The 21,593-nt window shown below is 71.6% G+C and carries 18 protein-coding genes and 1 pseudogene; 1 reads left to right on the top strand and 18 read right to left on the bottom strand.

The window, feature by feature from the left end:
• Positions 1-11: 11 nt before the first annotated feature.
• From ACFVYX_RS05750 to ACFVYX_RS05675, 16 genes and pseudogenes are all read right to left on the bottom strand, one after another.
• Positions 12-1,613 carry an MFS transporter gene (locus ACFVYX_RS05750; RefSeq protein ID WP_389680077.1) on the bottom strand — a complete coding sequence of 534 codons (1,602 nt, stop codon included), beginning with the start codon at positions 1,611-1,613 and terminating at the stop codon, positions 12-14.
• A 122-nt stretch (positions 1,614-1,735) separates the two neighbouring features.
• Positions 1,736-2,731, bottom strand: coding sequence for a Gfo/Idh/MocA family protein (locus ACFVYX_RS05745; RefSeq protein WP_389680076.1), 996 nt, complete (start codon positions 2,729-2,731; stop codon positions 1,736-1,738).
• A complete protein-coding gene (locus ACFVYX_RS05740) occupies positions 2,728-4,122 on the bottom strand; it encodes an NDP-hexose 2,3-dehydratase family protein (protein WP_389680075.1) in 1,395 nt (464 codons plus the stop codon). Before ACFVYX_RS05740 ends, ACFVYX_RS05745 begins: the two co-directional genes overlap by 4 nt.
• Positions 4,123-4,203: 81 nt before the next feature.
• A complete protein-coding gene (gene rfbH, locus ACFVYX_RS05735) occupies positions 4,204-5,520 on the bottom strand; it encodes a lipopolysaccharide biosynthesis protein RfbH (protein ID WP_389680074.1) in 1,317 nt (438 codons plus the stop codon).
• 67 nt (positions 5,521-5,587) lie between these two features.
• The gene (gene rfbB / locus ACFVYX_RS05730; RefSeq protein WP_389680073.1) at positions 5,588-6,568 is read right to left on the bottom strand and encodes a dTDP-glucose 4,6-dehydratase; all 981 of its coding nucleotides are present in this window, start codon (positions 6,566-6,568) and stop codon (positions 5,588-5,590) included.
• Complete coding sequence (locus tag ACFVYX_RS05725) at positions 6,565-7,632, bottom strand: glucose-1-phosphate thymidylyltransferase (protein ID WP_389680072.1); 1,068 nt, start codon at positions 7,630-7,632, stop codon at positions 6,565-6,567. Before ACFVYX_RS05725 ends, rfbB begins: the two co-directional genes overlap by 4 nt.
• A gap of 52 nt (positions 7,633-7,684) precedes the next feature.
• Entirely contained in the window at positions 7,685-8,290 is a 606-nt protein-coding gene (locus ACFVYX_RS05720; RefSeq protein WP_389680071.1) for a dTDP-4-dehydrorhamnose 3,5-epimerase family protein, read from the bottom strand.
• A gap of 19 nt (positions 8,291-8,309) precedes the next feature.
• Positions 8,310-9,497, bottom strand: coding sequence for a DegT/DnrJ/EryC1/StrS family aminotransferase (locus ACFVYX_RS05715; RefSeq protein ID WP_389680070.1), 1,188 nt, complete (start codon positions 9,495-9,497; stop codon positions 8,310-8,312).
• A gap of 48 nt (positions 9,498-9,545) precedes the next feature.
• A complete protein-coding gene (locus ACFVYX_RS05710) occupies positions 9,546-10,817 on the bottom strand; it encodes an activator-dependent family glycosyltransferase (RefSeq protein WP_389680069.1) in 1,272 nt (423 codons plus the stop codon).
• A gap of 45 nt (positions 10,818-10,862) precedes the next feature.
• A complete protein-coding gene (locus ACFVYX_RS05705; RefSeq protein ID WP_389680068.1) occupies positions 10,863-12,350 on the bottom strand; it encodes an MFS transporter in 1,488 nt (495 codons plus the stop codon).
• A gap of 8 nt (positions 12,351-12,358) precedes the next feature.
• Positions 12,359-13,117: pseudogene (locus ACFVYX_RS05700) on the bottom strand (SDR family oxidoreductase); the annotation flags it as partial.
• Between the two features lie 112 nt (positions 13,118-13,229).
• Positions 13,230-13,646, bottom strand: coding sequence for an ester cyclase (locus ACFVYX_RS05695; RefSeq protein ID WP_389680067.1), 417 nt, complete (start codon positions 13,644-13,646; stop codon positions 13,230-13,232).
• Between the two features lie 10 nt (positions 13,647-13,656).
• The gene (locus ACFVYX_RS05690; RefSeq protein WP_389680066.1) at positions 13,657-14,184 is read right to left on the bottom strand and encodes a nuclear transport factor 2 family protein; all 528 of its coding nucleotides are present in this window, start codon (positions 14,182-14,184) and stop codon (positions 13,657-13,659) included.
• A gap of 70 nt (positions 14,185-14,254) precedes the next feature.
• Positions 14,255-15,766, bottom strand: a complete 1,512-nt coding sequence (locus tag ACFVYX_RS05685) for an FAD-dependent monooxygenase (protein WP_389680065.1) — start codon at positions 15,764-15,766, stop codon at positions 14,255-14,257.
• 25 nt (positions 15,767-15,791) lie between these two features.
• Positions 15,792-16,787 carry an acyltransferase domain-containing protein gene (locus ACFVYX_RS05680; RefSeq protein ID WP_389680064.1) on the bottom strand — a complete coding sequence of 332 codons (996 nt, stop codon included), beginning with the start codon at positions 16,785-16,787 and terminating at the stop codon, positions 15,792-15,794.
• An 81-nt stretch (positions 16,788-16,868) separates the two neighbouring features.
• Entirely contained in the window at positions 16,869-17,495 is a 627-nt protein-coding gene (locus ACFVYX_RS05675; protein WP_389680063.1) for an NAD(P)-dependent oxidoreductase, read from the bottom strand.
• 346 nt (positions 17,496-17,841) lie between these two features.
• Here ACFVYX_RS05675 and ACFVYX_RS05670 point away from each other — a divergent pair, with 346 nt between their 5' ends.
• Positions 17,842-20,868 (top strand): BTAD domain-containing putative transcriptional regulator, encoded by a 3,027-nt coding sequence (locus ACFVYX_RS05670; RefSeq protein WP_389680062.1) that lies wholly within the window; start codon positions 17,842-17,844, stop codon positions 20,866-20,868.
• Here the strand turns inward: ACFVYX_RS05670 and ACFVYX_RS05665 are convergent.
• Positions 20,825-21,205 carry a hypothetical protein gene (locus ACFVYX_RS05665; RefSeq protein ID WP_389680061.1) on the bottom strand — a complete coding sequence of 127 codons (381 nt, stop codon included), beginning with the start codon at positions 21,203-21,205 and terminating at the stop codon, positions 20,825-20,827. The two genes, ACFVYX_RS05670 and ACFVYX_RS05665, sit on opposite strands and share 44 nt — an antisense overlap.
• Before the next feature lie 57 nt (positions 21,206-21,262).
• A complete protein-coding gene (locus ACFVYX_RS05660) occupies positions 21,263-21,469 on the bottom strand; it encodes an acyl-CoA carboxylase subunit epsilon (protein ID WP_389680060.1) in 207 nt (68 codons plus the stop codon).
• Between the last annotated feature and the right edge of the window lie 124 nt (positions 21,470-21,593).

Below are 21,593 nucleotides of genomic sequence, written 5' to 3'. Positions count from 1 at the left end.
AGCCCGAGGGGTCAGTGACTGACTTCCGAGACCGGTCCGACGGCGTCGGTGCCGGCCGCCTCGTGTCCGGCCGGCTCGTGCTCGGGCGCGGGGGGCGTCGCGTCGCGGAGCATGACCAGGGACACGACGGCGAGGAGCGCGGCGATGACCGCGCCGGTCAGGGCGGTGGTCTGGATGCCGTCCACGAACGCGGCCCGGGCCGCTTCCAGCAGCTGCGTGCCCAGCCCGGCGGGCAGCTCACCGGCCAGTGCGACGGCGCCGCCCAGGGTCTCCTCCGCGGTCGCGGCCTGTTCGGGGGTGAGCCCGGCCGGCAGGGTGCCGTCCAGGGCGGAGCGGTAGACGGCGAACCCGACGCTGCCCAGGAGGGCGATGCCCAGGGCCGCGCCCAGCTCGGTTCCGGTCTCGGAGACCGCCGAGGCCGCGCCCGCGCGGTCGGCCGGTGCGGCGCCGACGATCAGGTCGGTGCCGAGCGCCACCATCGGGCCGAGGCCGAGACCGATCACGGCGGAGGCGGTGACCACGAGGCCGAGGTCGGAGGCCCCGTCGACCAGGGCGAGCAGCAGCAGTCCGAGGGTCAGGATTCCCATCGCCATCGCCAGCAGCCGGCTCAGCTTGACGGCCTTGAGGAGCATCGGTCCGAAGATGGATCCGATCATGACGCCGACGTTGGTGGGGATGGACCACAGACCCGCCTGGAGCGGGGACAGTCCGTGCACCAGCTGCAGGTACTGCATGATGAACAGCTGGGATCCGGCCATCAGGACGGTCACCAGGGTCAGCATCACCAGCGCGCTGCTGAGGGTGCGGTTGCCGAAGAGGCGCAGGTCGAGCATCGGGTCGGCCAGGATCCGCTGCCGGTACACGAACAGGCAGCCCATCACGAGCCCGCCCGCCAGGAATGCGGCGGGCTGCCATCCGATTCCCGATTCGGCCGCGTCCTTGAGTCCGTAGATGACCGCCAGGGTCGCCGTCAGCGAGAGTGCCGCGCTCAGCAGGTCCACGCGGCCGGCCTTCGCGTCACGGTGCTCCGGCAGCAGCAGGGGGCCGGCGACCAGCAGCAGCACCATCACGGGCACGGCCACCAGGAAGACCGATCCCCACCAGAAGTACTCCAGCAGGGCGCCGCCGATCAGCGGGCCGGCCATGCTGCCCAGCGCGAAGCACATGGCCCACACGCCGATCGCGGCGGCACGCTGTGCGGGATCCTGGAACAGCGTGCGGATCAGCGACAGCGTGGAGGGCATCAGGGTCGCCCCGGCCACGCCGAGGAGGGCACGTGCGGCGATGAGCGTCTCCGCGCTCCCGGCCATCGAGGCGAGGACCGAGGCGACGCCGAACGCGGCCGCGCCGATCAGCAGCAGCTTCCGTCGTCCGATGCGGTCACCGATCGAGCCCATGGTGATGAGCAGGCCGGCCACCAGGAACCCGTAGACGTCGACAGCCCACAGCAACTGGGTGGTGGAGGGACGTAATTCGTCGGTGAGGGCGGGTACGGCAAGGTGCAGGACGGTCATGTCCATCGCCACGAGCAGCGTGGGCAGGGCCAGGACGGCCAGGCCCAGCCATTCGCGCCGGCCCGCCTTGCGCGGGGCGTCTGCGGATTCCGCATTCATCGCAGGTCTCCTGGAGGAGGCAGAGGAAAAAGGGGGGACAGGAAGCGTGGGGCCGGTGCCTGGGGGGACAGGTCACCCGCTGTCGAGCGATCATCACGCTAGAACCTCAACCGCAATTGAGGTCAAGCGTTGTGGAACGCGCCGACGGACAGTCCGGCGGCGTCTCGTACGTCGTCCAGGAGCTGTGCCTGGCGCACCGTCAGCGGGTCGGTGGGCCGTCCCTCGCGGACGGCGGCGACCCAGGTCCGCAGGGTGGTGGTCACCTGGTCCTCGGCGGGCAGGACGACCTCCCGTACGCCGGAGGACCGTTCGATCCGCACGACCGGCTCATGGTCGGCCGCCGGTGTGAACGCCCGGTCCAGCCGAAGCCTTCCTTCGCTGCCCCACAGCTCGTACTCGGAACCGTAGGCGTGTTCCATGCCGAAGAGCAGCTGCGCCGTCACGCCGTCCGGGGTCCGCAGCAGCACCGCTCCCGAGGTGTCCACGTCCCGGCCGTGGCCGCGGCTGAGGACCGCGCCGACCACCGACAGCTCCGGGCCCAGCAGGTGCAGCGCGGCACGCAGCGGGTACACGCCCACGTCCCACAGCGCGCCGCCGCCCAGTGCGGGGTCGTAGCGGATGTCGTCGGCGGGCCGCTCCGGCACGGCGAACGCCGCGCGCAGGGCACGCGGCCGGCCGATCGCGCCGCTGTCCACCAGACGCCGTACGGCTTCGTGCTGGCCGTGGTGGACGAACATCACGTTCTCCATCAGGACCAGTCCCCGATCCCGGGCGCGTGCGACCAGCTCGGCGGTCTGCCCGCCGCGGATGGTCAGCGGTTTCTCGGCGAGGACGTGTTTGCCCGCGTCGAGCGCCGCCGACACCCAGGTGGCGTGCAGCGCCGCGGGGACCGGCACGTACACGGCGTCCACGTCCTCGCGCGCGAGGAGCGCCGAATATCCGGTCACCGGCGTGGCTCCGAACGCGCTCGCGAGCTCCCGGGCCTTGTCCGCGCTCCGGCTGGCCACCGCCGTCAGCCGCGTCTCCGGCAGCGCCGCAAGGGCGGGCAGGACCCGGCGTCTGGCGATGTCCGCGCAGCCGAGCACACCGACGCGCAGCGGCCGGCCGGCGGGGGTCACGAGGCGCCCTGCGGCGCCGCCCGCAGACAGACCAGGAGCGTGCGGGCCTGGACGCTGAGGTAGTGGCCGTGGCCCACCCACGCGGAGAGCTGGTCGGGGGTCACCCACCGGTAGTCCTGCGGCGGTTCGGTCCGGGCCTCGGCCTCGTCGGCGAGCACCACCATGTAGCGGCTCTCGGCGTTCAGGAACCGGCCGCCCTCCTCGGAGTGGACGCCCTCGTACAGGACGCTCGACGCCGGCGCGCCGAGCACGGCGTCCAGGTAGGGCGGGCGCCGGTCCCCGGACTCGTGGTTGCCCGGCACGCACTGCACGGTGGGGCCCAGTTCCACGGTGTCCAGGAAGCCGCCCTCGACCCGGGCGTGGACCAGGACGTGCAGCACGCCCTCGATCTCGCGGGCCAGGAAGGCGGTGACCCCCAGCCCCACGGGTTCGAACAAGGGCTGGGTCCAGCGGCTCACCTCACGGCTGCCGGCCTCCACCGAGACGCCCACGACGCGGAAGTACGCCTGCCGTTCATGCTCGATGGTCCATGCCGAGCGCTGCCACGAAGGCGTACCCGCGAGGGGAACGAGCTGCGCGGAGACGTCCCAGCGGCTGCGTTCCCCGCTGAACCAGGACAGCACCTCCGCGTCGGAGTGCAGCGCGACGGTACCGGTCGGGGGGACCGGCATGCAGGCGAGGACGGTCCGCGCGTCCATGTTGACGATGTTGTCCAGCCGCAGCAGCGCGTGCAGCTGGGCGAGCGTCAGCCAGAGGAAGTCCTCGTGCTCGGGGACCTCGTCCAGAGCCTCCACGATCACGTTGCGGTTGCTCTTGCGGTAGAACCAGGAGCCGTGTTCCGACTGCAGGACGTCGGCGATCACCCGGCTGCGCCCGCCGGGGGTGAAGTACTCCAGGTAGCGCACGTCGGCGCCCTGGTGCACCTTGGTGTAGTTGCTGCGCGTGGCCTGCACCGTCGGCGACAGCTGGAGCAGGTTGCGGTTGCCCGGCTCCATCTTCGCCTGCATCAGGAAGTGCAGGACTCCGTCGAATTCCTTGGCGAGGATGCCGAGGATGCCGACTTCGGGCTGCCGGATGATCGGCTGGTGCCATTCCGCCACCGTCTCGCGGCCGTCGCCGACGGTGACGTGCAGGCCCTCCACGCTGAAGAAGCGGCCGCTGTGGTGGACGAGGTTCCCGGAGGGTTCGGCGAAGCGCCATCCCTCCAGGGCGTCCAGGGCTATCCGGTCGACGCGGAAGTCGTGAGCGGCCCGTCGGCCGTCCAGCCAGCGGAGGACGCGGTCACGTTCCTCGGGAGGGACCGGGGCGCCGGCGGACCGGGCGATCCGGTCCGCCAGCGCGTCGTCCCGTCGTGGACCGAGCAGGGCGGGGGTGTAGAGCTGAGACGTCATGGGAGTTCCTGGAGTCCCTTTCGGGAGCGGAAGGACAAGGGGGTGCGGGACGGGAGCGGGCGCGGTCGGAGGGCCGGACGCTCAGTGGGCGGCCCGGGTGTGAGCGGCGACGAACTCCCGCACCGAGGCGATCACGTAGTCGAGCATCTCGGTGCCGAGGCCCGGGTAGACCCCGATCCAGAAGGTGTGCTCGGTGATGATGTCGCTGTTGGTGAGGTCACCGGAGATGCGGTGCTCGGTTCCGATGTACGCGGGATGACGGGTCAGGTTGCCGGCGAACAGCCGGCGGGTGCCGATGCCGCGGGCTTCCAGGAAGTCCACGAGCGCGGCCCTGGTGTAGGGGGCGTCGGGCTCGACGGTGAGGGCGAATCCGAACCAGCTCGGTTCCGAGTCCTCGGTCGCGCGGGGAAGGATCAGGTGCGGGACGCCGTCCAGCCCTTCCCGCAGCTGCCGCCAGTTGCGGCGGCGTGCCTCGATGAACTCGTCCAGGCGGGCCAGCTGGGTCAGTCCCAGGGCGGCCTGGAGGTCGGTCGCCTTCAGGTTGTAGCCCACGTGGGAGAAGATGTACTTGTGGTCGTACCCCTCGGGCAGGGTGCCCATCTGGTAGTCGAACCGCTTGAGGCAGCGGTTGTTCTCTCCCGGTTCGCACCAGCAGTCCCGGCCCCAGTCGCGAAGGGACTCCACGATCCGGGCGAGCGCCAGGTTGGAGGTCAGCACGCAGCCGCCCTCGCCCATGGTGAGGTGGTGTGCCGGGTAGAAGCTGACCGTGGAGAGATCGCCGAAGGTGCCGGTGAGCTGTCCGCGGTAGAGGGATCCGACCGCGTCGCAGTTGTCCTCGATGAGGAACAGACCGTGCTCGTCGGCGAGTGCGGCGATCTCCTCGACCTGGAACGGGTTGCCGAGCGCGTGGGCGATCATGATGGCTTTGGTCCGGGGGCCGATGGCCTCGGCCACCCGCTCCGGAGTGGTGTTGTACGTGCCGAGCTCGACGTCCGTGAAGACCGGGACGAGACCGTTCTGGAGGATCGGGTTGACCGTGGTGGGGAAGCCCGCCGCGACCGTCACCACCTCGTCGCCGGGACGCAGCCTGCGGTCCTCCAGCAGGTGGGAGGTCAGCGCGGAGACCGCCAGCAGGTTGGCCGAGGAGCCGGAGTTGACCAGGTGGGCCTTGCGCCGCTTGAGGCGGCGGGCGAAGGAGGATTCGAACCGGCGGGAACTGGGTCCCGCCGCGATCCGCAGGTCCAGGGCCGCTTCCACGAGCGCCACCCGGTCGTCCTCGTTCAGCACGGCGCCCGAGGGCCAGATCTCGGTGACCCCGGGCTCGAAGGCCGTGCCGGGCTCGGTCTCCTGGTGATATTTGCGGACCGCTTCCAGGATCACATTGCGGTAGTCGCTCATCAACTGTCCTTCGTCGTGTCGGCGCGGAGTGTCGGCCGGTAGGCCGCGTGGGGAACGGGGTGGGTGGTCAACGCTGACCCGAGCGGTACTTGGACGCCTTCCACCAGCCGGGGTTCTCCCGGTACCAGTCCACGGTCGCGGCCATGCCCTCCTCGAAGCCGATGCGCGGGGCGTAGCCCAGCCGCTCCCGGATCTTGGTGTCGTCGAGGGAGTAGCGGACGTCGTGGCCCTTGCGGTCCTCCACGTAGGTGATCAGGCCGGCGTCGGCACCGCACAGTTCGAGGAGCAGGTTGGTGACCTCCAGGTTGGTGCGCTCGTTGCCGCCGCCGATGTTGTAGATCTCGCCGGCGCCGCCGTGGTTGAGGACCAGGTGGATGGCCCTGCAGTGGTCGTCCACGTGCAGCCACTCGCGCACGTTGAGGCCGTCCCCGTACAGCGGCAGGGGCAGCCCTTCCAGCAGGTTGGTGATGAACAGCGGGACGAGTTTCTCGGGGTGCTGGTGGCTGCCGAAGTTGTTGGAGCAGCGGGTGATCGACAGGTCGAGGCCGTGGGTCCGCCAGTAGGCCCGCGCCAGCAGGTCGGAGGCCGCTTTGGACGCGGCGTAGGGGGAGTTCGGCAGCAGGGGCCAGGACTCGGTCCACGAGCCTTCCGAGATGGTGCCGTAGACCTCGTCGGTGGAGACGTGGACGACGCGCTCGACGCCGGTGCGCAGGCAGGCGTCGAGCAGTGTCTGGGTGCCGCCGACGTTGGTGCGGATGAACTCGTCGCCGTTCAGGACCGACCGGTCCACATGCGATTCCGCGGCGAAGTGCACGACGGCGTCGTGCCCGGGGAGGACGTCCAGGAGCACGTCGCGTTCGCAGACGTCGGCGTGCACGAACTCGAGCCTGGGGTCGTCCGAGGGGATGTTCTCGCGGTTGCCGGCGTAGGTGAGGGCGTCGAGGGCGGTCACCGACGCGCCCTCCCACCCCGTGTAGTTGTCGGCCAGGAGGTTGCGGACGAAGTGTGAGCCGATGAAGCCGGCCGCTCCGGTCACCAGGATCTTCATGCCGCTACCTCCACGCCCGCGTGGTCGCCGATGACAATGCGGTGTCCCTCCGCGTTCACGGGCGCCGCGGCCACGGTCGCCGCCCGCCCGATCAGCGAGCCGACGATGTCACTCACTCCGCTCAGCCGCGCCCCGTCCAGGACGATGGAGTCGCCGAGGCTGGTGCCCGAGAGCACACAGTCGGCTCCGATCGAGGTGTACGCCGAGATCTGGCTGTCCTCGATCAGGCTGCCGGCGCCGATGACGGCGGGGCCGGTGATCCGGGAGCGGACCACCCGGGCGCCCGGTCCGATCACCACGTCGCCCGACAGCCGGCTGTGCTCGTCCACGTGTCCCTCCACGCGGCCCTGCATGTCGCTCAGTACCTTGCGGTTGCACTCCAGCACATCGGCCACCTCCCCGGTGTCCTTCCAGTAGCCGTCGTACTCGACGGCCTTGACGAAGGCCCCGCGGTCCAGCAGTTCCTGGATGGCGTCGGTGATCTCCAGCTCGCCACGGGCACTCGGCCCGATCGCCGCGATCGCGTCGTGGATGGCGGGGGTGAAGAAGTACACGCCGATGAGGGCCAGGTCGCTGCGCGGTTCGCGGGGCTTCTCCACGAGTCGTTGTACCGATCCGTCCGGGGCCAGCTCGGCGACGCCGAACGCCCGCGGGTCGGGCACCTTGTGGACGAGCACCTGGGCGGCGGGCCGGTCCTGCCGGAAGGCGGCCGCCGCGTCCTCGATCCCGGGGAGCAGCATGTTGTCCCCCAGGTACATCACGAAGTCGTCGTCGCCGAGGAAGTCGCGGGCGACGAGGACGGCGTGTGCCAGACCGCGCGGCGCGTCCTGCCGCAGCAGGGTGATGTCGAGGCCGAAGCGGGAGCCGTCGCCGACGGCCGCGCCGATGTGGTCGATCCGGTCGCCCGAGACGATCCCGACGTCGCGGATCCCGATGTCCCGGATGTTCTCCAGTACGTAGTCGAGGACGGGTTTGTTGGCGACGGGAATGAGTTGTTTGGGCATGGAATGGCTGAAGGGGCGCAGGCGGGTTCCGGATCCGCCCGACAGTACGAGTGCCTTCATCAGAGGCTTCTCCTCACGGCGATGCCTGCCCTGTGGCAGGGATGCGGTGGGGTCACGGGAGTCGGGGACGCGCGGGAGCGTGCGGGAGCGTCGCGCTCCAGGCGGGCAGAAGCCCGGCTGCCAGGGCGGCGCGCACACTGGTGGCCCCGGCGTCCTTGTCCGATATGATCGGCGGCCGAGTGTGACCCCAGGTGATGGCCAGGTCGGGATCCATCGGGTTGATGTCGATCTGAGTTCCGGGGACGAACTCCTCGGACAGCACGTAGCAGATGCACGTGTCGTCGGTGAGGCTGAGGAAGCCGTGTCCCACTCCGTCGGGGATGTAGACGCAGCGCCCGTTCGCGGGGTCGAGCAGGTTGCTGATGCTCCGGCCGAAGGTGGGCGAGCCCACCCTCAGGTCGACCGCGACGTCCCGCAGCGCTCCGCGGACACAGGTCACGTACTTGACCTGGCCGGGCGGCACGGTGGTGCCGTGGATCCCGCGCAGGGTGTTGGCCCGTGACACGGAGAAGTTGATCTGCCGGGGCAGGAAGGGACGGCCGGTCGCACGCTCCAGCTCGGAGGATCGCATGGCCTCGTGAAAGGACCCCCGGCCGTCCGCGTGGGGGCGGGGCGACAGCACGAGCACCCCGTCGATCGCGGTCTCTTCGATCAGCATGGCTCGCCTTCCCGGGCGGTCAGGCCGTGGCCGCCGGCAGCCGGTCGTCCGTCCCGGCGTGTCCCGCGGATCCGGTCAGCTGCCGGAGCACGTCGCGCAGGGCGGCGGCGACCGTTTCCACGTCGTCGGGGGTGAGGCCGTGGTGCAGCGGGAGCAGCAGGGTGGACTCGCTGGCCTCGTCGGTGGCCGGAAGCCGCAGGTGGTCGGACTTGTAGACCGGTACCCGGTGGAGCGGGGGGTAGCGGAAGGTGGTGTAGATCCCGCGTTCCAGCAGTTCGGCGGCGAGCCGGTCACGCAGGGCGGGGTCCACCTGCACCCAGTAGAAGTAGTAGGAGGTCTCGTGGCCCTCGGGCAGCGGCGGGGGCAGCCGCAGCCCCGGCACGTCTGCCAGCAGCTTGTCGTACTGCTCGGCGTGCCGTCGCCGGGTCCGTACGAATTCGGGCAGCCTGCCCAGCTGGACCAGGCCGAGGGCGGCGGTCATGTCGTTGCCGAGGACCCGCTGGCCGTGCTCGCGGACCTGCATCTCCCACCAGCGGTGGGAGACCTTCGCGGCGCCGAAGGAGCTGGGGCGCTCCAGTCCGTGGTAGGCCAGCCGCCGGGCCTGCTCGGCCCGTTCGGGGTCCCGTACGTACAGCATGCCGCCGTCGCCGGTGACCAGCACCTTCATCGAGTCGAAACTCCATACGGCGAGGTCGCCGAAGGTGCCGGCGGCCTGTCCGTCGCTGCGGGACGCCACCGCGCAGGCCGCGTCCTCGATCAGCAGGGCGCCCCGTTCCCGGCAGAGGTCGGCGATCTGCCGGGCCTCGCCGGGGTAGCCGCCGTAGTGGAGGATCACCACGGCCTTGGTGCGGGGGGTCCAGGCGCGTCGGATGTCGTCGACGGACGGGTTCAGCGTCCGCGGGTCGACGTCGCAGAACACCGGCCGGGCGCCGGTCGAGGCGATCGCGTTGGCGGCGGAGACGAAGGAGGCCGACGGCAGGACGACGTCGTCGTCCGGGCCCAGGCCGGCCAGCTGCACGCTCAGGAACAGGCCGGCGGTCGCCGAGTTGATGAAGAGCAGCTGTTCGGGCCGCACGCCGAGGTGGCCCGCGAAGGCCTCCTCGAACGCCTTGGTCCGCGGGCCGTGCCCCAGCCAGTTGTCGGCGAAGACGTCCCGCAGGGCCGCCAGCTCCTCCTCACCGAGGGTGGGCTGGAAAACGTTGATCATATCAAGCTCCAAGGGAGACGCGCGGTTGAAGTGCCTGCGCTGCGGTGGTCAGGCGGACCGGTACTGGGCGGTGAGGCGCTCGAGCACGGGGACGACCTCGGCCGGGGAAGGGGAGGCCTGCAGGTCGCCGTTGAGGACCGTGGCACCGGTCCGGAAGGACGGCTCGTCGAGGATCCGCTGGAGGTGCTTGCGCATCGAGGCGATGGAGAAGTCCTCGGGCCGCATGGCGATGCCCGCTCCGCGGTGCTCGATCTGCGCCGACGTGGCCAGCGCGTCGCCTCCCTCCTCCATGGCGATCAGCTGCGGCACACCGTGGGAGGCCGCGGCCATGAAGGTGCCGTAGCCGCCGTGGTGGATGATCGCCGAGCAGGTGCTCAGCAACAGGTTGAGGGGCACGTACTCGACGATTCTCACGTTGTCGGGGACGGTTCCCAGGGTGGCCGCCTGGGCCGGGGCCAGCGTCGCGACCAGCTCGATGTCCATCTCGCCGGCCATGGCGACGATGTCGGAGAGCGGCACGTCGATGTTCTTGAACAGCCGGTGCGTGGTCAGTCCCAGGGAGAGGGCGACGCGGGGACGCTTCGGCTGCTCGGTGAGCCAGGTGGGCAGCTCGGCCCCGCCGTTGTACGGGATCCAGCGCATGGGGACGTAGGTGGGGTCGGCGGGCAGGTGCATGGGGGCCGGCAGCGGGTCGATGGTCCACTGGCCGAGCAGCATCTCCTCGTCGAACGTCAGGCCGAACCGCTCGAGCATCGGGGTCATCGCGGTGACCAGCGGGTCCTCGCCGAGTCCGGCGCTGCCGTCGGCCAGCCTGGCCACCAGCTTGGACCGCAGCCACGCGAAGTAGTCCTGACCCCACAGCAGCCGGGCCGACGCCGCCCCGCTGAGCCGGGCGGCGATCGGGGCGGGCAGGCAGGCCGGGTCCCAGATCACCAGGTCGGGCTTCCAGGAGCGGGCGAAGTCCACCAGCCGGTCGGCCATCCCCTGCAGACCCGCGTTGAGCGGATCGCCGGCGTAGTAACGGCCGAAGACGGACAGCACGTAGTGTCGTACGGCTCCCCAGAGGGCGCCTTCCTGCTCGTCGAGGCCGAGGGCCCGGGTGATGGCCTCGATCCGCTCCTGCGTGATCTGCTCCGCGGAGACGAAGTCGGGCTCCTCACCCGTGGAGACGGCCGTCAGACCGGCGCGGGTGATGTGCTCGCCCATGCCGGCGTTGCTGGCGATGCGGACCTCGTGCCCGGCGTTCTGCAGGGCCCAGGCCAGCGGGATGCTGGGGTAGAGGTGGGAGGAGAGCGGCATGACCGCGATGAGGACCCGCATGGGTTGTGGTTCTCCGTTTCGAGTGTTCTGCCGTGTGGTGGGGCGTCAGCGGGCCGGCGTGTCCGTGCGCGCGGCCGCCTCGTGGGCGGTGCCGCGGTGCCGTGCGGCCCGTGGGGCGAGAGCGGCCGCAACGCCCGCCGCTCCGATCAGCGCGACCGCCGCGAGCGCCGGCCTCTGGGCGGCCACCACCGCGGCGGCCGAGGCCGTCTTCTCGGGGTGGAAGGCGGCCAGCAGGGCGGCCACGGTGGACAGGGACAGCACGGCCCCGCTCTGCACGGCGGCCTGGTACAGCCCGCCGGCGGCGCCCCGGTGCTGAGGGGGCAGGCCGTTCATCGCCTGCGCGTTCAGTGCCCCGAAGGCCAGGACGAAGCCCGCCGCGACCAGGAGCAGCCCGGGCAGGGTCCCGGTCAGGTATCCCGTGGAGGCGTCCGCCAGGAGGAACAGCAGATAGCCGGCGAGCGTCACGGGAGTGCCCGCGGCGATCAGCCGGGCGGTGCCGAACCGGGTGATCAGCCGGCCCGAGAACAGGGCGGTGACGGCCAGTGGCGCACTGGCCGGGGCAAGGGCGAGCGCCGTCTGCAGGGGCGACAGGTGCTGCACCGTCTGCAGACGCAGGGTGAGGACGAGGAGCAGTCCGAGGTAGGAGCCGTTGAGCGCGCCCGCGGCCAGCGCCGCGCGGCGCAGCGGCCGGTAGCCGGACACCGCCTTCACGATCAGCGGCTGGGATGCCCGGGAGTCCAGGCGCCGGTAGAGGGCCAGCAGGGCGAAGCCCAGGACGATGGTGAGCACGCCGAGGACGGCGCGGGTGGACCCGTACGACAGCGAGACGATGCCGAGGGAGAAGGCCGCCGTCGCGCCGCAGAAGGCGAGCGCGGCTCCGGCGCCCAGCCGGCGCCGGCCGGCCGGTGCGGGCGGCGGAGCGCCGGCGGACCCGTCCCTGGGGATCAGCCGTACCGCGAACAGGAACAGCACCAGTACGGCCGCGGCCGGGAGCAGGAACACGAGCCGCCAGCTGATCTCGGTGGCCGCGCCCCCCAGGAGGAGTCCGCCGGTGAACCCGCCGGCGCCGAACAGGGTGTAGAGGGAAAGGGCTCTGCTGCGCGCGGTGCCCTCGGGGAACGTGTCGGCGATGATGGCCAGTCCCGTGGGCGCGGTGAGGGCGGCGCAGAATCCCTTCACGAACCGGGTGGCCATCAGCAGCTCGGCGGAGTCGGTCAGTCCGCCGGCCACCGAGGCGAGGAGGAAGACCACCAGTGCCCACAGGTAGACGCGCCGGCGCCCCAGCACGGCCACCATCCGCAGGCCGAACAGCATCAGTCCGCCGAACCCGAGGGCGAAGGCGGTCATCAGTCCGTGGGCGGCGGTGATCGGCAGGTCGAAGTGCTCGCTGACGGCCGGGAGGGCCACCACGGCGGTGGAGACTTCCAGGGCGTCGATGAGCATGGTGCCCGCCAGGACGCACAGGAGTCCCCACAGCCGTGCCGGGCCGGTCCCCGGGGCGGCGTTCGCGGCCCCGGGTGTCTTCGGTCCCATGGGACGGGTCAGCCGAGGAGGGTGCCGCCGGAGGCGTCCACGAAGGAGCCGGTGACCCACCGCGCGTCGTCGGAGGAGAGGAAGGCCACGACGTCGGCGACGTCGGCCGGCTCGCCGACCCGGTTGAAGGTGGACAGCGCGGCCATCTGCTCGACGACCTCGGGGATGTCGAACAGCGGGTTGGAGTTCCGCGTGATGCCCGGGGCCACGCTGTTGATGGTGATGCGGCGCGGGCCGAGGTGCTTGGCGAAGTGCAGGGCGAGCATCTCCACCGCGCCCTTGGACATGGCGTAGGCGGTCTCCTGCGGGTTGGCGAACCGGGTGAGGCCGGAGGAGATGTTCACGATCCGGCCGCCGTCGGGGATGAGCTCCAGGGCCCGCTGGATGATGAAGTAGGGCGCCTTGGCGTTCACGGCGAAGAGGCGGTCGAACTGCTCGGGGGTGAGGGCCTCGGGCTCGACACCGCCCATGATGCCGGCGTTGTTGACGAGGATGTCGAGCCGCGCCTCGCCCGCGTGCTCGGCGAGCGAGGCGGTCAGCGCCTCGAACAGCACGTCGACGTCGCCGGCCACTCCGAGCTCGGCCTGGACGGTGAAGGCGCGGCCGCCGCCGGTCTCGATGGCCTTGACGACCTGCTCGGCGGCCTCGCGGTTGGCGGTGTAGTGGACGGCGACGAGGGCGCCGTCGTGGGCGAGGCGCTCGGCGATCGCGCGGCCGATGCCGCGGCTGGAGCCGGTGACGAGGGCGGTCTTGCCGGTGAGACGTCCGGACATGGGGACTCCTTCGAAGAGGTGAGGTGTGGGATGCGGCGGCGAGGGGCCGCCGGGTGGCGTGCCGGTGGCGCGGGGAGAAGTCCCGCGCGGTGGTGACCGGTGGGGGTCAGCGGGCGCCGAGAACGCGCAGGAGGGCGAAGTTGTCGACGATGCCCCAGCGCTCGGCGAGCTTGCCGTCCTCGAACCGGAAGAAGATCATCGCGTGATGCTCCACCTTGCGGTGGGTGGGCGCGACGCCCAGGAACTCCCCGGTGTGGACCCCGTGCATCACCCAGCGGATGGCGACCCGGTCCCCCTCGGAGAGGGTGTCGAGGATCTCGTAGCGGATGTCGGAGAAGGCCCCTCGCTGGCGGCGGATGGTCGTCTTGAAGGCCTCGGGCCCGGTCAGCGAGTCGTCCATGCTGCCGTGGTTGACGAAGTCCGGGGTCATCAGCTCGTCGGCCACGCTGAGGTCGCCCCCGTTGAGGCCTTCCATGAAGAGGCGGTGGACGACGTTCTTCTGGTGTTCCTGAGTGGTGGTCACGGCGGTCTCCTTAGCGGTCGAGAGGGGTGGGCGGTACGACGGCGGAGGCGGGCACGCCGGTGGCCGGGCTGCCGGAGGTCCAGATGATCCGCAGGGACATGCGGGCGAACCGCCACCCGGCCGGGGTGCGGACCGCGTCCGCCTCGAACCGGCCGCCGATCCGGAACGGTTCGAGCCCCGCCCGCGCCGGGTCGTCGTCCGGATGGATGTGAACGGCCAGCAGGTTCCACTCCAGCTGCGCCCGGTCGCCGTGCGGCGTGATGAGGTGACCCGTCGTGAGGTGCTGGGTCCGCTGCCAGCGCTCCATGATTTCCCGGGTGAACGACAGCAGTCCGGTGTGTCCGCGATGGCTGCCGACCGGGTAGTGGAGGTCGACGTCCTCGGTGAACAGGGATCGCGCCCAGGCCTCGTCGAAGCGGCCGGCGTCCAGGCCGCTCGCGTACGTGTCGATCAGGGCCGACAGCTGCGTACGGTCGAGGAGCGCACCGAGTTGTGCCTCCCACGACTTGTCGGCATCGGACCTGGAGGGGTCGGTCATCGTGGCTCCCGGGTGGTGTTCGCGGATCGGGCGGGCCGCGGCGCTCGCCGCGGCCGGGGGACGGCGTCTGTCACGGGGCGGCGGGGGCGCCGAACCAGCGGGTGAGGGCGTCGGTCAGGCCGGCCGGGTCGTCTCCGGCCCACGCGACGTGTCCGTCGGGCCGCACGAGGAGGGTCCCGGCGCCGGTGAGCGGATGGCCCTCGGACAGTCCGTCCGGCTTGCCCGTGTACACCGTCAGGCGGTCCGCGTATCCGGCGGCCGCCTCGCGCGCCGCGGCGTCGTCGCTGTAGTCGAGGAGCAGGCCCTTGCCGGTGTGCAGCAGCTCGAAGGCGGTGGTGGTGCCGTCCACGCCGACCAGCCTGTGGTCGGGCAGCCGCAGCCCGGTGACGGGGTCGGCCGGGTCGCCGCCGACGTCGTAGCGGATCTCGAGTCCGCTCACCATGCCGACCAGGTGCGCGGACACCTCCTTGTACCGCATCAGTTCGGTGAGGACCTCCCTCAGCGGCTGCATCTCACTGCCGCTGAGGAAGAGCAGGCCCTGGGCACGGGTGTTCATCAGCAACCGCACGCCCACCGGGTGCCTCTCGTCGTGATACGAGTCGAGCAGGCCGGGCGGTGCCCATCCGCGTACCTCGGCGGCCAGCTTCCAGCCGAGGTTCGCCGCGTCCTGGATGCTGGTGTTCATGCCCTGGCCGCCGGCCGGGAGGTGGATGTGCGCGGCGTCGCCGGCCAGCAGTACCCGGCCGCGCCGGTACTCGCTCACCTGCCGGGTCGCGTCGCCGAAGGCGCTGACCCACACCGGGGTCGCGTGCTGGATGTCCTCGCCGGTCAGCCGCTGCCATGCCGCCGCGACCTCGGACCAGGCGGGCGCTTCGGTGCGCCGCTGCGGCGGGGTGCCGCGCTCGCAGACGATGATCCGGGTGACGCCGTCGCCGATGTCGCCGGACATGACCATGCCGCCGGCGACGGTCTCACCGATCATGCGGGGGCGCAGGGTCACGTCCCGGACGTCGGCCAGGAACATCTCCATGGTGGAGGCGGTGCCGGGGAAGTCGAAGCCGGCGAGCTTGCGGACCGTGCTGCGGCCGCCGTCACAGCCGACCAGGTAGGGGGCGCGCAGGACGCGCTCCTCGCCGCTGCCGGTGTCGCGCACCGTGATCTCGACCCGGTCGTCGGACGACGTGAGCCCGGTGACCTCCCGGCCGCGCAGGATCGTCACTCCGAGGTCGTCCGCCCATTCGGCGAGCATGGCCTCGGTACGGGCCTGCGGCACGTTCTTGGCTCCGTAGTGGGCGCCCTCGACGACACCGAAGTCGAGGGGCAGGCCGCCGAAGTGACCGTGGACGCTGGTCTCGACCTCCCCGAACCGGGACAGCAGGCCCCGCTGGTCGAAGACCTCCATGGTCCGGGCGGTGAACCCCAGGCCCCGGGACTGGCCCGTGGGCTCGGGGAGCTTCTCGACGACGGTGACGTCGACGCCTGCCAGCCGCAGCTCGCCGGCGAGGGTCAGTCCCGCCGGCCCCGCGCCGACGACGATGACCTCCGCGTCGTAACCGGGCTCGGGCGTGGGCTCGGGCTCCATCCGTTTCTCCTTTCGCTGGGGGTGGTCAGGCGGCGGTGGTGGGCTGGGGCGCGAGTGACTGTTCGAGGCGTTCCACTCCGGATCGCCAGCTCGTGCCGGGGTTCTTCCGTGCCGGCAGCAGCGAGAGCACCTCGCTGCGTCCCGAGCGGACGGCCGGATGGCTGCGGGCCGCGGCCCCCAGCACGTTGCCCGGGCCGACCTCGACGAGCAGGTGCGCGCCGTCGTCCAGCAGGGCCGAAAGCGCGGGCCAGAACAGCACCGGCCGGGCCATCTGCCGGGCCCAGAAGGCCGGATCCGCGGCCTCCTGGGGGGTCGGCGGGCGTCCGACGGCCGAGGAGTGGAGGGCGATCCGCGGCGCCGCGGGTGTCTCCCTGGCGACCGCCTCCTCGAAGTGGCCGGCGGCGGTGCTCATCACCGGCGAGTGCCACGGTTCGGCGGCCCGGGCCCTGCGGGCGGCCACGCCTGCGGCGCGCAGGGCCTGTTCGGCGGCCCGCAGTTCGTCCTCGGGACCGGCGAGCACCGTCTGCCGGGGGGCGTTGATCGCGCCGACCACCAGGCCGGCCCGCTCCCAGGCGGGGGTGAGGCACGCGCGGATCTCCTCCACGGTCCCGGCCACGCCGAGCAGCCCGCCGGGCGGGGCGTGGTCGAGCGAGGCGGACCGGGCGGCCAGGAAGCGTGCAGCGGCCGGCAGGTCGAACACACCGGCCAGCGCCGCGGCGGCCAGCTCGCCGACACTGTGGCCGAGCAGGGCCGCCGGCCGGATGCCCCGGGCGATCAGGGTGCGGGCCACGGCGTAGCCGAGGGCGAACAGGAGCGGCTGGGCGCGTCCCCCGTCGTCGAAGTGGTCGTCGGCGTCCGCGGTGATCCAGTCCTTGCGCAGGCTCGCGCCGGCCTCGCCCTGGAGCTCGAAGAACGTGTCCATCGTCTCGGTGAAGACCGCGTCCGCGCCGTACAGCTCGCATCCCATGCCGGGGAACTGCGAGCCCTGGCCGGGCAGGAGGAACACAACCTGTCGTGACATGCCTGGGCCTCGGTTCCTGTATGAGAACGCCGGCCCCGGGGCGTACCCGGGGCCGGCGTGGGGTGACGTGGGGCGGGGGCGTCAGTAGGCGACGCCGACGACCTGGCGCTCCGCCCGCTCGTCCTGGGCGAGGGTGAGGAGCGCGTGGGCGAGGTCGGCGCGGGAGATGCTCATGCCGCGCGGCGCGGAACCGCCGAACTCCGTCCGGTACTTCGTGGTGAGGGGCTCGTCGACCAGCTGCGGCGGCCGGACCACGGTCCACGCGACGGGGCTGTCCTCGCGGATGCGCTCCTCCATGTCCGTCAGGTCGGCGTAGAGCGCCTTGAGGTCGTTCTGGATGGGGACGTAGAACTCCTCCTCGCCGGCCGGCGGGCCCACGGGGGAGGCGCTGATCGCGAGGAAGCGCCGTACGGTGGCCGGGTCGATCGCGGCGAGTACGGCGGCGGTGGCGGGGGCGACGACACCCGCCTCCTCGTTGCTGCGCACCCCGAGCGCGGAGATGACCAGGTCGGCGTCGCGGACGGCGGGCCGCAGGGCTTCGGGGCCGGTGAGCTCCGCGGTGAACACGGTGAGCGCCGGATGGGCCTCGAGGGACGCGATGCGGGCGGGGTCGCGGACCACGGCGGTCACGTGGTGACCGGCTGCCAAGCCCTGCCGTACCAGCTCGTGTCCGGTACCGCCCGAGGCTCCGAAGACAGTCAGCCGCATGAGGGTTCTCCTTGTGGGGTTCGTACGTGTGCGAGGGGTTGCGGTGAGCGGCGTGGGAGTCGTCACGGCCGCCGGAAACGAAAAAGGCAAGGCCCCCGGCGTGAAGCGCTCAAGGGGGCCTTGCTCGAAGTGTCGAGGACGTGTGCGTCGGGCACTGGGCACACTGAACTGACGATGAGGAGATCGTCTTGGCAGGCGTCCCGCTTGTCAAGTGCCTTCTGGCGAGAGCGGTCTGATCCCTCGTCGTATATCGCCGGAAAACCGGTCCTGACGGCCGGTCCGCCGCAGTCGATGTTGGCCAGATTTCACTGAGGAGCGGAAGGCGCGGGCCTCTAGTATTTAGATCATGGAAGCTCCACGGGGGAGCGATGTCCACTTCAACATCCTGGGCACGCTGGAGGTCTGGCATGACAGCAAACGAGTCCGGCTGGGAGGTACCAAGTCGCACGGCGTGCTCAGCGCCCTCCTTCTGGAGGCCAACCACGTCGTGCCCCTGCCACGTCTGGTGGAGGCGGCCTGGGAGCGCGTCCCACCCGCCACCGCCGAGCACCAGGTGCGCAAGGTCATCGCGGATCTGCGCTCGCGGATCCCGGGCGGCCATCAGCTGCTGCTGACCGACGGCCCCGGCTACCGGATCGCGCTCGCGGAGGACCAGCTCGACCTGAGCCGCTTCGAGCGGGCGCTCGCCGAGGCCCGTGACAGCGAGGACGCGGCCGCTCGCGCGGCGGCCCTGGAGACGGCGCTGGGGCTGTTCCGCGGCCGGGTGCTGCCGGAGAGCCGCAGCCCGGTCCTGCGCGCGGCCGCCACCATCATCGAGGACCGTCATCTCAGTGCCCGGGAAAGGCTGCTCGCGCTGCGGCTGGAGGAGGGGCGTGCCCACGACGTCGTCGGTGAGCTGCGCGCCCTGGTCACCGAGCATCCCTTCCGGGAGGCGCTGACCGCCCAGCTGATGGTGGCGCTGTACCGGGTGGGCCGGCAGGCCGACGCGCTGCGCGCCTACCACGTCCTGCGGGGGCGGCTGGCCGACCAGCTCGGCATCGACCCCAGCAGCGAGGTCAGCGAGCGCTATCAGCAGATCCTGCGCAACGATCCGGACCTGTACAACGAGCCGGCCGCGGCGCTCGTCCCGTCGCAGCCGCCGGCGGACTCCGTGCCGCTGACCGCGCCGCGGTCACTCCCGCACGACCTGCCCGACTTCACCGGCCGCGAGAGCGAGATCGACTGGCTGCTGCGCCAGGCATGCGTACGGCGGGAGCAGGGTGTCACGGTCATCACGATCGACGGCATGGGGGGCACCGGCAAGAGCACGCTCGCGGTCCACCTGGCCCACCGGCTGGCCCAGCACCATCCGGACGGCCAGATCTTCGTCGACCTGCACGGTTTCACTCCTGGGTGCGAGCCGCTGAGCCCCAGCGCGGCGCTCGGCACGCTGCTGCGGGCGATCGGTGTCCCGGCCGAGCAGCTGCCCGACGACCAGGCGGACCGGGAGAGCATGTGGCGGGGTATGACCGCCGGCCGTCGGCTGCTGCTGCTTCTCGACAACGCGGTGACCTCCCGGCAGGTGCGTCCCTTGATACCCAACTGCACGGGGTCGTTGATCCTGGTCACCAGCCGGTCTCCGCTGCTGGGTCTGGACGGGGCCGTGCCGATGACACTCGGTCCGCCGACGCCCGCCGACGCGCGTCTGCTGCTCACCAACGTCATCGGGGCCGACCGGGTGGAGAGTGAGCCCGAGGCCACGGCCGAGCTGGTCGAACTGTGCGCGCGCCTGCCGCTCGCTCTGCGGATCGCCGCCGCCCGGCTGCGCAATCGCCCCCAGTGGGCGATCGCGTCGATGGTGAGCCGTCTGCGGGACGAGAGCGCCCGGTTAGGCGAGCTGGTCGCGGACCATCGCAGTGTGCGGGCCGTCCTGGAGATGTCCTGCGCCACGATGTCTCCCCTGCACCAGCGGCTGTTTCGGCTGCTGGGCGTCCATCCCGGTTCCGACTTCGACGCGTGCACGGCCGCGGCCCTGGGTGATCTGCCGTTGTCGACCGTCCGGTACCTGCTGGAGGACCTGCTCGACGCGCGTCTCCTGGTGCAGCGGGAGTCGGGCCGGTTCACCTTCCACGGGCTGGTGCGCTCCTTGGCCCGCAGCCAGGCCGACCAGGACAGGGAGAGCGCCGAGCCGGCCCGCCGCCGGCTCCTGGACTACTACCTGTCCACCGCCGAGACGGCCGCGATGCTGGTACAGCCCGGCCGCGAGCCCCTGTCCGTGAAGGTGGCCCACCCGCCGGCCGACATGCCGTTCCTGCCCGACGTGGACGCCGCCCTCGCCTGGTTCGACGCGGAGCACCAGAACCTGCTGGCCGTCCTCGTCCTCGCCGAGGAATCGGGCCTGGACCTGCATGTGGCGCACCTGCCGCGGGTGTTCGCGTACTACCTGCACCAGCGCGGGCACATCAACGACGAGCTCGCGGTGCTCCACAGGGCGGTGGCGGCGGCGCGGCGCCTCGGGGACGAGGGTCTTGAGGGGGTCGCCCTGAGCAACCTCGCGATCCCCTACTGGCATCTGGGGCGGATGCAGGAGGGCCATGAATGCGCCCAGACGGCCCTGGCTCTGGCGGAGCGAAGCGGCGACCGACTGGGCACCGCTTTCTGCCTCAGCCGCATCGGCATGTTCCGCAACGCCCTGGGCGAGTACCGGGAAGCGCGGGGGATCCTCCACCGGGCGCTGGTCATTTTCAGTCAAACCGGCAGTCTGCGGGAGGTCGGTGCCGTCCTCACGTCCCTGGGGGTCGCCCAGACCGGCCTCGGCGACCACGAGGAGGCCCGCCGGACCAGCCAGCACGTGATCGCCAACAGCAGGGAGATCGGCGACCCCTACGGGGAGATCGTCGGCCTCACCGCGGAGGCCGGCTCCTGCGCGCGGCTGGGTGACTTCGAGACGGCCCTGACCCGCCTCGCCCAGGCCACGCGTCTGGCCGAGCGGATCGGCACTCCGAACGGGAAGGTGGCGATCCTCAGCCAGTACGCGGACGTCCACGCGCGCCGGGGCCGGTACGACGAGGCCCTGAGGTACGGCCATGCCGCGCTGGACCTGCTGCGGACCTTGAACCGTCCCGCGGTCGCCGCGGCCGTGCACAATGTCCTCGGCCTCGTCCACCGCCGGCTCGACGAGTACGCGCTGGGCGAGGAACACCACCTGCAGGCGCGCCGTCTCGCCCAGCGCATCGGCCTGCGGTGGGAGCTCGTCCAGGCGTTGGAGGGTATCGCCGATGCCCGTCAGCGCACCGGCGACGCCGCCGACGCGAACGAGCACCGGGGTCTCGCCCGGGAGCTGCGGGCCCTCATGACCGCGCCGGCTCCGGAGGGTTGTGCTGGTGTCCCGTGACGTGGGCGAAGGTCGAACCGACCACCGTGCCGTCCGGCGCGTGGATGTAGCACAGGCCGGAACCGGTGTACGTGCCCTCGTAGTGGGTCGCGTCCACGTTGATGGCGATCCAGCCGGGCATCACGTTCCGGTTGTCGAACACCTCCTTGATGGTGTAGCTGAACGAGCGCGCGCCGGTCGGGGTCCACGTCCCCTCGCCCGTGCTGAACGGCGTGCGCAGGGAGACCGTGCCGTCAGCGGCGAAGGTCAGCGCGAACTCGTCGGTGTGCTCGTCGTGGGTGACGGTGCCCTGCCACTGGCCGAGCGGTCCGATGTATGTGGTGTCAGCAGCGGTCATGGCTGCCTCGCTTTCGATGGGTGAGGTGTGGTTGCGATGACGGCCGGGCCGGGGGTGTCAGCCCTGCCAGCTGTGCGGGGCACGGAAGCCGTGCTCACGCTCCAGGCGGCGCCAGCGGGGCGTGGTGTGTCCGCGGCGGGTGGTCACGGTGTCGGCGGGGGGCTGGGCTGCGGCGCGGGCGAGGAGGACCGCGGTGATGGCGGCGAGTTCCTCGGGGTCGGCGTGGCCCTTCTCGACGCGCAGGAGGTTGGCGGGAGTGGTCATGGGGAGGCCTTCTCTCGCTGGGGTCCTATTGAGGCGGGTTGCCGTGCTTGCGGGACGGCAGGTCGGCGTGCTTGGTGCGGAGCATCGCGAGGGACCTGATGAGTACCTGGCGGGTGTCGGCGGG

Source organism: Streptomyces sp. NPDC058326 (assembly GCF_042879855.1).
GTDB lineage: Bacteria > Actinomycetota > Actinomycetes > Streptomycetales > Streptomycetaceae > Streptomyces.
Note: the sequence above shows the minus strand (reverse complement) of the source record. Positions and strands in the feature narration are given on the sequence as shown.

What these genes read in the sequence shown, in the direction of transcription:
- ACFVYX_RS05750 (WP_389680077.1), bottom strand. Translation starts at nt 1,613, where the DNA reads ATGAATGCGGAATCCGCAGACGCCCCGCGCAAGGCGGGCCGGCGCGAA.
- ACFVYX_RS05740 (WP_389680075.1), bottom strand. Translation starts at nt 4,122, where the DNA reads ATGACGTCTCAGCTCTACACCCCCGCCCTGCTCGGTCCACGACGGGAC.
- rfbH (WP_389680074.1), bottom strand. Translation starts at nt 5,520, where the DNA reads ATGAGCGACTACCGCAATGTGATCCTGGAAGCGGTCCGCAAATATCAC.
- rfbB (WP_389680073.1), bottom strand. Translation starts at nt 6,568, where the DNA reads ATGAAGATCCTGGTGACCGGAGCGGCCGGCTTCATCGGCTCACACTTC.
- ACFVYX_RS05725 (WP_389680072.1), bottom strand. Translation starts at nt 7,632, where the DNA reads ATGAAGGCACTCGTACTGTCGGGCGGATCCGGAACCCGCCTGCGCCCC.
- ACFVYX_RS05720 (WP_389680071.1), bottom strand. Translation starts at nt 8,290, where the DNA reads ATGCTGATCGAAGAGACCGCGATCGACGGGGTGCTCGTGCTGTCGCCC.
- ACFVYX_RS05715 (WP_389680070.1), bottom strand. Translation starts at nt 9,497, where the DNA reads ATGATCAACGTTTTCCAGCCCACCCTCGGTGAGGAGGAGCTGGCGGCC.
- ACFVYX_RS05710 (WP_389680069.1), bottom strand. Translation starts at nt 10,817, where the DNA reads ATGCGGGTCCTCATCGCGGTCATGCCGCTCTCCTCCCACCTCTACCCC.
- ACFVYX_RS05705 (WP_389680068.1), bottom strand. Translation starts at nt 12,350, where the DNA reads ATGGGACCGAAGACACCCGGGGCCGCGAACGCCGCCCCGGGGACCGGC.
- ACFVYX_RS05690 (WP_389680066.1), bottom strand. Translation starts at nt 14,184, where the DNA reads ATGACCGACCCCTCCAGGTCCGATGCCGACAAGTCGTGGGAGGCACAA.
- ACFVYX_RS05685 (WP_389680065.1), bottom strand. Translation starts at nt 15,766, where the DNA reads ATGGAGCCCGAGCCCACGCCCGAGCCCGGTTACGACGCGGAGGTCATC.
- ACFVYX_RS05680 (WP_389680064.1), bottom strand. Translation starts at nt 16,787, where the DNA reads ATGTCACGACAGGTTGTGTTCCTCCTGCCCGGCCAGGGCTCGCAGTTC.
- ACFVYX_RS05675 (WP_389680063.1), bottom strand. Translation starts at nt 17,495, where the DNA reads ATGCGGCTGACTGTCTTCGGAGCCTCGGGCGGTACCGGACACGAGCTG.
- ACFVYX_RS05670 (WP_389680062.1), top strand. Translation starts at nt 17,842, where the DNA reads ATGGAAGCTCCACGGGGGAGCGATGTCCACTTCAACATCCTGGGCACG.
- ACFVYX_RS05665 (WP_389680061.1), bottom strand. Translation starts at nt 21,205, where the DNA reads ATGACCGCTGCTGACACCACATACATCGGACCGCTCGGCCAGTGGCAG.
- ACFVYX_RS05660 (WP_389680060.1), bottom strand. Translation starts at nt 21,469, where the DNA reads ATGACCACTCCCGCCAACCTCCTGCGCGTCGAGAAGGGCCACGCCGAC.